Origin of the sequence: Pandoraea pneumonica, assembly GCF_902459645.1 — a bacterium.
Taxonomy (GTDB): domain Bacteria; phylum Pseudomonadota; class Gammaproteobacteria; order Burkholderiales; family Burkholderiaceae; genus Pandoraea; species Pandoraea pneumonica.
Genome location: NZ_CABPSK010000001.1, coordinates 1,790,022 through 1,802,493 on the forward strand (window position 1 = coordinate 1,790,022; position 12,472 = coordinate 1,802,493).

10 protein-coding genes are annotated in these 12,472 nt (G+C 64.0%); 2 read left to right on the top strand and 8 right to left on the bottom strand.

Annotated features, from left to right (window positions below):
- Positions 1-283: 283 nt before the first annotated feature.
- Positions 284-1,189: an urea transporter gene (locus tag PPN31114_RS07840; protein WP_174987776.1), complete on the top strand. Its 906-nt coding sequence runs from the start codon at positions 284-286 to the stop codon at positions 1,187-1,189.
- A gap of 372 nt (positions 1,190-1,561) precedes the next feature.
- Here the strand turns inward: PPN31114_RS07840 and PPN31114_RS07845 are convergent, their stop codons facing one another.
- On the bottom strand, positions 1,562-3,052 hold the full coding sequence (locus tag PPN31114_RS07845; RefSeq protein WP_150678836.1) for a cryptochrome/photolyase family protein: 1,491 nt from the start codon (positions 3,050-3,052) through the stop codon (positions 1,562-1,564).
- A gap of 101 nt (positions 3,053-3,153) precedes the next feature.
- Between PPN31114_RS07845 and PPN31114_RS07850 the strand changes: the two genes are divergently transcribed.
- Positions 3,154-3,645 (top strand): hypothetical protein, encoded by a 492-nt coding sequence (locus PPN31114_RS07850; RefSeq protein WP_150678837.1) that lies wholly within the window; start codon positions 3,154-3,156, stop codon positions 3,643-3,645.
- A gap of 257 nt (positions 3,646-3,902) precedes the next feature.
- Here PPN31114_RS07850 and PPN31114_RS07855 read toward each other — a convergent pair whose 3' ends face one another.
- The 7 genes from PPN31114_RS07855 to PPN31114_RS07885 all read right to left on the bottom strand — a co-directional run bounded on the left by PPN31114_RS07855 (position 3,903) and on the right by PPN31114_RS07885 (position 12,415).
- Positions 3,903-4,412 carry an MgtC/SapB family protein gene (locus tag PPN31114_RS07855; RefSeq protein WP_150678838.1) on the bottom strand — a complete coding sequence of 170 codons (510 nt, stop codon included), beginning with the start codon at positions 4,410-4,412 and terminating at the stop codon, positions 3,903-3,905.
- Positions 4,413-4,471: 59 nt separating this feature from the next.
- Complete coding sequence (dinB, locus tag PPN31114_RS07860; RefSeq protein ID WP_150678839.1) at positions 4,472-5,569, bottom strand: DNA polymerase IV; 1,098 nt, start codon at positions 5,567-5,569, stop codon at positions 4,472-4,474.
- A gap of 147 nt (positions 5,570-5,716) precedes the next feature.
- The gene (locus tag PPN31114_RS07865) at positions 5,717-6,415 is read right to left on the bottom strand and encodes a hypothetical protein (RefSeq protein WP_150678840.1); all 699 of its coding nucleotides are present in this window, start codon (positions 6,413-6,415) and stop codon (positions 5,717-5,719) included.
- 211 nt (positions 6,416-6,626) lie between these two features.
- Positions 6,627-7,664 (bottom strand): CaiB/BaiF CoA transferase family protein, encoded by a 1,038-nt coding sequence (locus PPN31114_RS07870; protein WP_150678841.1) that lies wholly within the window; start codon positions 7,662-7,664, stop codon positions 6,627-6,629.
- An 83-nt stretch (positions 7,665-7,747) separates the two neighbouring features.
- Positions 7,748-9,088 (bottom strand): CaiB/BaiF CoA transferase family protein, encoded by a 1,341-nt coding sequence (locus tag PPN31114_RS07875; protein WP_150678842.1) that lies wholly within the window; start codon positions 9,086-9,088, stop codon positions 7,748-7,750.
- Positions 9,089-9,141: 53 nt separating this feature from the next.
- Positions 9,142-11,199 (bottom strand): aconitase family protein, encoded by a 2,058-nt coding sequence (locus PPN31114_RS07880; protein WP_150678843.1) that lies wholly within the window; start codon positions 11,197-11,199, stop codon positions 9,142-9,144.
- Positions 11,200-11,338: 139 nt separating this feature from the next.
- A complete protein-coding gene (locus PPN31114_RS07885; protein WP_150678844.1) occupies positions 11,339-12,415 on the bottom strand; it encodes an ABC transporter substrate-binding protein in 1,077 nt (358 codons plus the stop codon).
- Between the last annotated feature and the right edge of the window lie 57 nt (positions 12,416-12,472).

The window sequence follows — 12,472 nt, forward strand, 5'->3', positions numbered from 1 at the left end:
AAAACCCGCGTCACTGTGCGCGGGTTTTGTGTTTTTGGGCGTCTTGGGGAGGCGGCATTGTCGTCGCCCATATCTCCTGCGCAGCACGCCTGATACGGACTATAACGAGCGCGCACGCCCATACGCGTGGGTTCAGCGTAAGCTCGCGCCAATCGTCCATTGCCTATGGCATCGAACATTGATCGGCAGCGGATATCGTCCAGACCGTCTGGCTCCTGATCGCTCGAACCGCCGCCTCATGCCCCCGCCCCATTCGTCGCCACATCCACCACTTCCGCCCCCGATGCCTACGCCCCCACTGTCGGCATCGGCCGCGCCTGCCTTCGCACTGCACCGCTGGTTGAAGGGCGAACTAGGCAGTGTGACGGCGCATTTCGCGCAGATCTATTTCATTCCATCGGCCGGTATCGGCATGCTGTTATTCGCCGTACTGTGGCTCGCCGATCGCCCGGCGGCCCTCATGGGGCTGGCTGCGAGCGTCGGCGCTACATTTATAGCGCTAGTGCTGCGCCTGCCACGCGATGCCCGGCGCAACGGCCTGTTCGGCTACAACGGCGCATTGACCGGCATCGCCTTCGGCGCGCTATGGCAGCCCGATATCGCGCTCGCCGTTTGGCTTTCCGTGTGTGTTGGCTTAACGGTCATCGCGTCGGCGGAACTCGCCCGCCGCCAGCTTCCAGCGCTCACGGGCCCCTTCGTCGGCGTCATGGCACTTTCCTGGGCCATGCAGCCTTGGCTTGGCTTGTTGCCGCGTGCCAGTGCGTTCGCGTGCGATACGGGCACGCCGGGCTTCGTATTCTGCTCGGTGGGTCAGGTCGTCTTCGTGGGGCCGCTCGTGCTCGGTTTGCTCACGTGGTACGTGCTGGCGCTGTGGAACGCTCGCGCAACCGTCTGGGCACTGGCAGCAGGCATCGCGACATGGCTTGGCATCGCTTTGCTGGCGCAACACTGGCCCGCGCTGGCGGTACAAGCGGGCGGCATCGGTGTGAATGGTTTTTTGGCCGCCCTCGGTCTTGGCGTGTTTCACCGCAGCCCTGCGGTGCGATTAGCCGGTGCGGTGCTCGCCGGGCTGATTTGCGTGGCGCTGGGCAGCCTGCTCGCACCGATTGGCTGGCCGTACTTCACGCTGCCGTTCAACCTCGCGGTCTGGACGCTGCTCGTGCTCACGCGCAACGTCAATCCGCGATGAACCAAAAAAAAGCCCGAAACCTCTCGGTTTCGGGCACTCGCTTGTCGCTAACCCCGTGATTCGAAGCTGCCGTCTGAGCGGCAAAGGTGTTTAGCTTCCCCGTAGTGTGGTTTTGGCCTGCCCTCGCTCGTATGTCGAGCACTTCCATCGGTCTTGCTCTGCTTCCTCCCTGACACCGGCGGCGATGACCTACGCCCCCCGACGTGACCTCCGCTACCGTTGCCCAGACCTCTTTCGTGTCTTACCTCTATCAACGGATGACGGAGAAGAAAGTTGACCGGGGTATACACCGATATATATGCAGGTTTGCCGCCGCGTTTTTCGACAGGTTTTCCGCAGGTTAGCCGCGCGTATCGCCAATTCGACGCAATTTCAGTCCGGCACGTCGTCTGCCCCTGCTGACGTGGCAGGCGTCTTCACCACCGCGTAACGGGCCAGCGTCTCCTTGCGGGCGATATCGTGCGCCACCAGCGGCTGCGGGTAATCGCGGCCCAACTCGACACCGGCTTGCGCAAGCACCTGTGCATCGGCGCGCCAAGGCGCATGCAATGCCTTGTCCGGCAAATCGGCCAACTCCGGCACGTATTTCCGGATGAAGCGCCCCTGCGGGTCGAACTTCTCCGACTGGGTCACCGGATTGAAGATGCGGAAGTACGGCTGTGCATCACAGCCGGTCGAAGCCGCCCACTGCCAGCCGCCATTGTTCGCGGCCAAATCGAAATCGTTGAGCGCCATGGCGAAATACGCCTCGCCGCGGCGCCAGTCGATGCCCAAATCCTTCACCAGAAAGCTGGCCGTCACCATCCGCAAGCGGTTGTGCATGTATCCCGTCTGATTGATCTGGCGCATCGCGGCGTCGACTAGCGGGTAGCCCGTGCGGCCCTCGCACCACGCCTTGAAGTCGGCATCGGAAGCGGCACCGCTGGCCCACTGAATCGCGTCGTAAGCGGGTTTGAACGCCTGCCCGACAACCTGTGGATGGTGATGCAGGATCATGAAATAGAACTCGCGCCAGATCAGCTCGCTTAGCCATGTCTGCGCGCCAGCCCCCGCATCGCCGCCCCGAAGCATGGCGGCGTGGGCTTCGCGTGCGAGCGTGCGGATGGAGATCGTGCCGAAGCGCAGATGCACGGAGAGATAACTCGGCCCGCGCACCGCTGGGTAGTCGCGACGCTCGTGGTAATGCGCCATGCGCGGCAGGAAGTCGTCGAGTAATTGCCGCGCCCCCGCCTCCCCTGCCGGAATGGCCATGCGCCGCTCGGCTGGCACGTCGAACCCCAACGCAGCCAGCGACGGCACCGACATCTCGACGCCCGCGGGCACCGCCAAACGCTTCATGTCGCCCGGGCGGCCATGTGGTGCCAAATCGACCGGCCGCACCTGCTTGAGCCACGCGCGCTGGTATGGCGTAAAGACGCTGTACGGCTCGCCCTGCGCCGTCAGCACCTCGCTCATTTCGAAGATGACCTGATCTTTAACCGGTTCGAACGCAATGTCCGCGTCGTCCAGCAAACGGGCAACCTTACGGTCACGCACCACGGCATCCGGCTCGTAGTCGCGCCCGGCGAAGACAGCCTGCACCCCCAGCGATTGCGCGAGCGACGGGATCAGTTCGACCGGATCGCCATGACGCACGATCAACGCCCCGCCCGCCGCCTTTAGGTCGTGCGCCAATGCCGTGACGCTCTCGTGAATAAATGCGACCCGGCGGTCGTCGCGCGGTAGTGCGGAAAGAATCGTCGTATCGAACACAAACACGACGTACACCTGTTCGCACGTCGCCAAGGCTTGCGCCAGCGCCGCATTGTCGGTGCAGCGCAGATCGCGCCGCAGCCACACTAGTCCCTTTTGAAATTCGCTCATGTCAGATCGGCGCGACACTCTCGTGCCGGTATCGGATTGGTCCGTCAAATCCCGTACCATAGCGGCATCGCGGACTTTATGCCATCGGCGTCGATTACCTCATGACTCGGACGTTTCCGACTTTGGCCAGCGCATACGCAGGCCGATTTACTGCCTTGCCGCATTCGCTCTCTCGAACCCTCAAGCTGACCCTCGCCGTGACAGTCGCCGTACTCGTTACCGGCTGCGCTGGGCCGTCAAAGTCGCCGCCAGCGGCCCAGAAAGCTACCCAGACGGCACCGGATGCCGCCACGTTGCGCGATCGGCATCTCGCCGCCGCCAACGCGGCCGCCGATCAGTACCGGACCTGCCTGTACGGACACGTCGCGCGCTACGTCAATCTCGTGCCCGATCCGGCACGGCTTGCCGACGAAGCCGCCACCGAATGTGCGCCCATCACCGACCGATTCCGGCGTGAACGGCAAGCCGCCATCGTGACTTACACGAGTGCAGCCGATGCCGCGCAGCAAGCCGACGCCGCCACGGCCACGCTACAGGCCGACGGCCAGCGTGTCGCGCGGGCGCGGGCCACCGAGTTACGCGCGCTTCAGTAATAAGAATTACGCAGGGAGGGGGGTGGGCGCTTAAGCGTTCTCCCGAGCGTGCTTTCCCTAATCGGGCAAGCCCCGATTGGCGAAAGGTACTCGGTTGACCAAAATGAAATCGCCCTCTTACGTCCTTTTGGGGGTACTGCGACAACGTCATTTGCCCGCTTCGGCGGGCATTTTTCTTCGGTATCCGCAGGAATTTGCCCGCTGTATCCGGGGCAAGGAGGGTGCGATGTGCCTCTTCAGCGTACCGCAGGTCGATGTCACTTGTCGTCGGGCCCACGCGGCGCCGACGCGTCCCCGGCAGTTGCGTCCGGCGACCGATCGTCGTGGCCCAGCCAGCGGTGTGCGAGGGCTTCGATACGCCCGCCGACCGCCAGCACGATAAGCAGCAGCACCATCGCGACGAGCGCAATGTGCCAGCGGCCTAGCCCGCAGATGATGCCGATGCCCGTCGTACTCCAGAGCGCCGCTGCGGTGGTGAAGCCATGGACGTTGGCACTGCGCCCCGAGCGCACGATACAGCCTGCGCCAAGAAAGCCGATGCCCGCCACAATGCCCTGCACGACGCGCCCAATCGACGACGCGTCGGTGGCGATATCCGAACCGGGGAACGGCACGACGGCCAGTACGAACAGTGCCGAGCCGAACGAGACAATGGCGAGCGTGCGTAACCCGACCGATTTGTGATGCAAGTTACGGTTGAGTCCGACCAGCCCGCCCAACAGCAATGCCGCGGTGAGCCGCAGTGTCACTTCGACGATCTCCGTCATCGCTTACCTCCCTATGCTGCCTTTGCCCACTATGCGCATCCGCGATGCGTGATGCCGCATTATCGCGTGCTTGGGTGAGATTCGGCGGGAAAGTCGTCCCAATCGTCGAACAACCGCAACTGCCGCGCCGCCTGCGCTTCGAGCATTCGCACGCCCACGCCCATCAACCGCACTGGGCGGCTTCGCCGACCCACGGCTTCGGCCAATAGTTCGCGGCATTGCTCCGGGTCAACGCCCAGCGCCCCGGCCTCTGCCGTCGTACGAGAGAAGTCTGCGAAGCGCACTTTGACAAACACTTTGGCGATGGCGACCGGCTCCCCTCGTCGCGCGCGTGCAATGCGCTCGTGCAACTGACTGATGAGCGGTTCGAGTGCCGCCTCGCAATCGGCCAGGGTACGGAGATCGCGCGTATAGGTGGTCTCCACGCTAATCGATTTACGCTCGCGGTCCGGTGTGACTTCGCGCGTGTCGATCCCTCGACAACGTTCGTAAAGGCGTTGCCCGAACACGCCGAAGCGCTCGGTCAATTCGGTGAGTGAATGGCCGCGTAAATCGCCGCACGAGTCGACACCCAGCGCGCGCAGTTTTTCGGCCGTGACTTTGCCCACGCCGAACAATCGCTCGACCGGTAGGACGGCGACGAACGCGTCGACTTCTGCCGGGCGCACGACAAACATGCCGTCCGGTTTGCGCCAGTCGCTCGCGATCTTCGCAATGAACTTGTTAGGTGCGACCCCAGCGGACACCGTCAGCCCAACGTCCGCCGCAATACGCGCCCGGATCTCGCGGGCGATCAATGTCGCGGATCCCCCACAGCGCTCGCTATGAGAGACATCCAGATACGCTTCGTCGAGCGAGAGCGGTTCGACAAGATCGGTGTAGTCGCGATAAATCGCCATGATGCGCTGCGACGCTTCGCGATATCGCTCCATCTTGGGCGGGATGATGCGCAGATCGGGACAGAGTTTGACGGCCTGTCCCGAGGGCATGGCCGAGCGCACACCGAATGCGCGCGCTTCGTAGTTACAGGTCGCGATAACACCCCGTTGATCGGGTTGTCCGCCCACCGCCAATGGAATGCCGCGCAACGACGGATCGTCACGCATCTCGACCGAAGCGTAGAAGCAATCGGCGTCGCAGTGGATGATCTTGCGCATGAGCGGTGGCGTAAGCGGTTGCATAGGTGGCGGCGAAAAACACTGTGCAAATATACAGCATTCACTCGAAAATCGCAGCCTATGAGGCACCTCGTGCCGACCTCCGCGTCCAGGCGAGTCGCCCGGTGCCAACCAACGGCAAAACGCCTACTTCACCGGCAAAAACTGAAGAAACTGCGCGCCAAGCAGGTTCTGCATGTATCCAATGCCAGCCCGCCGGTATTTCTCGTCGAGCATCTCGGCGAGCAGATCGAGCCGCCCGACAATTTTGCCGAACTCGCGCTCGAAGCTCACGTTGCGCACGTCGGCTATTTCGTTGGCGAGCAGCAGCGGACGCCCGGCGAGATCGCGGCGGCTCGCGAGCAGCCATGCCGCTATCTCGACATTGCGAGCGGCATTGTAGATGCGCTGTGCATCGAGCCCATCGCTGAGATAGAACACCGTGGTGCCGCCATGTGCGGTGATGATCGTGTCCGACAAGCTGAAGACGAAGGCCGCCACACGATCGCCGTCGAACGCCGGATCGAGCGAACGCGAGAGCGCTCTGACGTCACGCAGATCTTTCAACTCCGGCAACGTTCGACGCCCTTCCACCGCCGCACGCAGTTGCGCCATCGCCTGCGCCTGCGTTGTCGCGCCGCTCTTGCGCCACTCGCGCGGATTGCGTTTGTAGAGCTTATCGGCCAGCAGATAGAGACTTTCGAGATTGGCCCGCATACCGAGCGTGGCCATACGATTGATGTCGGTCTGCGCCAGATCGGCCGTCGTCATCGACGTGGAGCGCACTTTGCCGTGATCGACCGGCGCGTCCTGATACGACGCGCAAGCGCCGCACATCAGGGTCATCGAGAGAATTCCGATCAGGCGTGCTGACTTCGGTACGGGCTTCCGTGCAGATCGGGTCATAGGCGGGCGGATATCGGCAACCGACGACTCTACGTGATGAACGCGCATTGTTGCGAAACGACGCGACGGAATTTTGTGACATTCGGTAACGCCATTGCCGCTGCCAGATGCCAAACGCCAAACGAGGCACGCAGCGTCATGCCCACGTGCCTCACACCCGCAACACCTCGCACCTCCCCTCGAACAGCGGATGCGCCATCGCCTCTTCCAATCGCAGCACCGGTGTGACGCAGCAATCGGCGTTTGCGAACCGTGCCGTCCAATCGGCCTGCGATGCGCTCGCAAACACCGCCTGCAACTCCGCCTGTAACGCGCGGGCATCGTCGCCCCCGACCGGTTGCCCGAGCATCCAGTGCCGGTCCTTCCAGTCGGGCCGCGCCAGCACGTCGCATAACGTCTGCCAAAACTTGAGCTCAAGCGCCCCCACGGCCATGTATCGGCCATCCTGCGTGCGATACACCTGATAGCAAGGCACGCCGCCGTTGAGCAAATCTTCGCCAGCACGCGCGACACGCCCCTGCCGATGCAACGCCACAGCCGGGACCAGATTGGCGCGAAAGACTTCATGCGTCATCGACACGTCGAGCCACCGCCCCCGTCCCGTGCGCAGTGCGGCAAACAGCGCCGCAAGCACGGCCTCGACGCACGCCTGCGCGCCGCCAAACAAATCGCCAATCTGAAAATTCGGCACGATCGGTGCGTCTGCCGCATCGCAAAGCTGATCGAGCACGCCCGCGTAACCGATGTAGTTGATGTCGTGCCCCGCCGCTTGCGCCAATGGCCCCTGCTGTCCGTAGCCGCTGATCGAGGCCATCACGAGCGATGGCCGATGCTGCACGAGTGCTTCGAAGCCGAAACCGAGCCGATCCATCACGCCCGGGCGAAAGCCTTCGAGCAGCACATCGGCGCGCGCCACGTAAGCGAGAAACACGTCGCGATCGGACGCCTGCTTAAAATCGAGCCGCTCCACCGATTTCCCGCGATTGAGCAGGCGCCAGAACGCGCTCGGCGGCGCCTCCCCGTCGCGCAGCATCATCTCGCGCGCATAGTCGCCAGCGCCGGTGTCTTCAATCTTGATGACATGCGCTCCCATCTCTGCGAGACGCAGACCGGCCAAAGGGCCGGGGAGCAAACGGGTGAGATCCAGTACGGTGACGCCGGCAAGCGGCGCGTCTTGCGATGCAGTCATGAGGTAGCGACGGTAGGGTTATCGAAATGCAACTGCCTGCTACCGTATCGCGCCTGCCCCCTTGCCCGCAACCAGACGAACCCTCATTCGCCCTCAGATCGCTCTGAATCAGAGGTGCCGCTGCCCACGGTCGACGGCGCGTCGTTAGTGCCGCCTGTGCCACTCATGCCCGAGGCCGTCGACGTCTGAGCGGCCGCCCCGTCGTCCGGTGTGCCGGGCACCCCTGACGGCCAGGCAATCACGCCTTCCGCCAGCAACCGCGCAATCTGCACATCGCGATAGCCGATCTCACGCAGAATCTCGCCGGTATGCTCGCCCACCGTCGGCAGCGGCATACGCGCGGGCAGGCGCTGACCGCCCAGCGTGATGGGCAGCAGTGGCACAGCGGTGTGTTCGCCCTCGTCCGTGACCAGATCGCCCAGCCCCCCGCTCGCCTGCAAGTGCGGGTCGTCAAACAGCGACTGGGGCGTGACGATCGGGGCGAACGGCAGACCGTGGCGCTCGAACGCCGCCGACAGATAATCGGCGTCGTAGCCTTGCACCATTTCACGAAGCAGCGGCATCAGCCAGTCGCGCGCGAGCACACGATCGTTGTTGGTCGCAAGCCGCGCGTCGTCGGCCAAATCCTGCCGCCCGAACACGTCGCAGAAGATGCGCCACTGCGTATCGCTCACGACGGCAAGAAATATCTGTACGCCGTCGCGCGCCGTGAACACATCGTAGATGCCCCATGCCGACACACGTGCGGGCATCGGCGCGGGCGCCACGCCGGTCACGGCGTACTGCTGCATATGCTGGGCTGCGAGCAACACGCAATTCTCGAAGAGCGCACCCTGCACCTCCTGCCCGCGTCCCGTCGTCTTGCGCTCGTACAGCGCCGCCATCGCGGCCAGTGCGCCGAATACGCCGCCCATGATGTCGTTGACCGACGTCCCCGCGCGCAACGGCTGCCCCGGTGGCCCCGTCATATACGCCAGCCCGGCCATCATCTGCACCACTTCGTCGAGCGCCGTACGCGTGGCATACGGCCCCGGCAAAAACCCCTTGAGCGAGACATAGACGAGTGCCGGGTTAAGCCGCGCGAGCGTTGCGTAGTCGAGGCCGATCTGACGCATGCGTCCCGGCTTGAAGTTTTCGGTCAGCACGTCGGCCGTACCGACCAGCCGAAGCAGCAACTCCCGCCCTTCCGGGCGCGTGACATCCACGGCCAAACTGCGCTTATTTCGATTGAACGTGCGGAAGAACCCCGCACCGGTGCCGAGCAATCGCCGCGTAGCGTCGCCGCCCACCGGCTCGACTTTGATGACATCGGCCCCGAGATCGCCCAGCACCATGCCGCACGTCGGCCCCATCACCATATGAGAGAACTCCACCACGCGGATGCCCTGCAACGGCATTGGCGTCGCGCGAACTGCGTCCTGCATGTGCTGCCCTCCTCTGCTGCCTCGCACATCGCTCACGGTGTGCGACGCAATGGCTAGCGCGCTGGTAAGTGCCCGCCCGCCGCATGGTTCGATGCGAGGCGTGACGGCGGAACGCCGCGCGCGTCGCGTTGTAATTGATCGAAACTGACGATGTAGCCGGCCAGCGCGCTCGCCGCCACGGTCGCGGGACTGCCGAGCCACATCTGCCCCGGGCCGGAACGCCCCGGGAAATTCCGGTTCTGCGCGCTAATCACCACATCGCTCGCGCAACTCGACGCGCCCGGCCCTGCGTTCACGCAGGCACCGCACCCCGGCGCCAGCAGCGTGACACCTGCCGCTTCGAACACGCGGGTGTAGCCCTGCGACTCGCACCACGCACGCACGTCCTCGCTGCCGTACTGCAAGTAGAAGCGCACGCCATCGGCCACATGCATGCCGCGCGAGAGCCCCCACGCGAGCACGTCGTGACAAGCCCGCAGGTCGTCGCGTTTGCTGCCCGTGCAAGAGCCCCCGTAAGCAATGTCGATGCGCACAGGCGCAGCCAACGAGGCGAGCGCCACGCCATTGCCCGGGTCTCCGGGGCTCGCCACCATCGCGCCAACGCGCGTGCAGTCGATCTCGATCACATGGGCATACGACGCCTGGGCATCGTTCGTCATCCAAGGCTCCAGCGTCATTTGCACGCCACGACGCTCTTGTAAATAGCGCACGGTTTCGGCATCGGGCACCACAATGCCGGTCAGGCCGCCGATCTCGGCCACCATGTTGGTCAGTGTGGCGCGCTCGTCGGTCGACAGATGCGCCACCGCTTCACCGGCGAATTCGATGATTTGACCGATGGCACGGCCGTCGCGAATGTAGGGCAGATGCAAAACGTGTAGTGCGAGGTCCTTTGCACTCACGCCTGCCGGTAATTTCGCGCGCAACTGCACGAGGCACGTGCCCGGCATGGCCAGACGTGCATCGCCGGTCAGCCACGCGTTAGCCATCTCGGTCGCGCCGACGCCGAACGCAAACGCGCCGATCGCACCGCAGTGCGGGGTGTGCGAATCGGTGCCGACGACGACTTGTCCCGGTAGTGCATAGCGTTCGAGCATGACCGCATGGCAGATGCCTTCCGAGCCGCCGCCCGGAATGCGACCGTGCAAACGCAATCCGTGACGGGCGCAGAACTCACGCTGCACCGCGCCGAGCTGATGCGCGGCCTCGATCAACGCGGGCGGACGGCCGCTGCCGGTTGTGGCATCGAGATGCGTCAAATGATCTTCAAAGCAGAGAATCGACGCCGGGTCGTGCAATGGCGGCATGGCGTCGGCCACATCATTCGTGTCACCCGCTGTTTCGCCCACCGTGTCGAACGCGTGATGCAGAAAACTCACCGCCATCGGCGTGACGTATTCGTGGGAAAAGCGCCAGTCGGCTGGCACGAACACGGCGTCGCCCGCCCGTACGCGGGGCACGCCAAGCGCACGCGCGATGATCTTCTCGCCATAAGTCATCGGGCCGGGTGCATGCGCGGGACGCGGCGGCACCACTTCCGCTGCCAGCCTACGGCGCGTGTAACCGAACAACCCGCCGCTGCGCACGATGGCTTCGCCAAGCGAATCGCAGTCTTCCAGGAATGCTTCGACCGGAACATCCTCGCCTGCGAGCAGACGCTCGACCACATGTTGATCGGTCGACATCAGCAGGCCGAGGTTCTGGCAGTTCTGCGCGTAGATCCGTTCGAAACTATCGGCCACGACGATGCGGATGCCCGCGCACCATTCGGCAAACGGGCTCGCCTCGCGCGACGACCCCTTGCCCCGCCGCATGCCCGATACCGACAACGCGAAGCCGCCCGAGCGCACCGCTTTCGGCGTGACGGGAAACACGCCCGCCGGATCGCCGTCGATGGCACTGCATCGCAATCCAACATAAACGTAGTCGCCCAACGTCTCGTCGAACGTGAGGCAAGCCCATGCGGGCGTCATCTCGTCGGTGGATATCTGATCGCGCAGTGTGCCTGCGTCGGCGCGCACGAGATTCTCGCCAGCCAGTTGCCGCGTCATGGCCTCGGCGCTGTCGCTCAACCAAAGCACACGTCCGTTCAGTCGCACAGTGGTTTGCATGTGATCGCTCCTGGAATGGTCCCGCATCGGGTCACCCGTTCGGATCGCAAGTTCCGTGCCCAAGTTGGCGCACGGCAACGTAGCGGCGGCTGAATTTCGAGGGCTTCACGTCTAAACACGCGTTTGTGAGAGGGCTGGTTCAGGGGTACTGGCGATTAGCCTGCGTGGCGAAGGTATTCGTCCACGTGTCGCCCAAACGAATCTGTGCAGGCTTCACCTCCGGCGTGAACGACGCCAGCGCACGCAGCGCCGTGGCCGGGCCATCGGCTGGCATCATGCCGTCGGGCGAAAACGCTTCACGGCAGTTGGCAAACGCCTTCAGATACAGCGTCTTGTCGCCCAGCAAATACGGTTCCGGCACCGTCTTGAGCAGTTCGGCGGCGGAGGCGTGTTGCAGCCACTTGTCGGCGCGCACGATCGCATTGGCGAGTGCCTGCACAGTACGCGGGTTCTTCTGAATAAAGCTCTGCGGCGCGTACATCACCGCCGCTGGCATGGGGCCGCCGAACATGGCGCGCGTGCCTGCTTGCGTGCGCGTATCGATAAGCACCTTGATGTCGCCCGACTCCTGAAGCAGCGTCATCATCGGGTCGACGTTGGACACCGCGTCGACCTGCCCGCCGCGCGCAGCCGCCACCACCGTGGCGTTGGTGCCGACCCCGACGATCGAGACATCCGACGGTTTGAGACCCGCTTTCGCGAGGGCCACGTTCACCAGCATGTGGGTGCTGGAACCGGGCGCACTCACGCCGATACGCATGCCTTTCAAGTCCTTGACCGCCTTCACGTCGTTGCTATGACTCTTCACCACGCCGAGCACTAGCTGCGGCGCGGCACCAAGGACAACGAACGATTGGTACGTCAGCCCTTTGGTTTGCATCAACAACGTGTGTTCGAACGCGCCGGTGCCGATATCGGCACTGCCACCGACCACGGCTTGCAGCGCTTTCGAGCCGCCCGCGAAGTCGTCGATGGTGACGTCTAGCCCTTCGTCCTTGAAGTAGCCGAGTTGTTCGGCAATGGTCAGCGGCAAGTAATACAGCCCGGGCTTGCCGCCCACGGCGATGGTGATTTTGGGTTTTTCCAGCGGCTGGGCAGGGGCGGCGCGGGCCGGGCCACTTAGGCTCAAGGCCACAAAACCGAGCGCCATCAGCGCAAGTACGAGGATCAGACGGCCCAATACATCGCGCACGCGGCGCGCTTCACTCTGTGTCATCGCGGGTCTCCTCCCGTGGGGTCGGGATGCAGGCGCGCTCCGGCTCGTCGGCCAGAA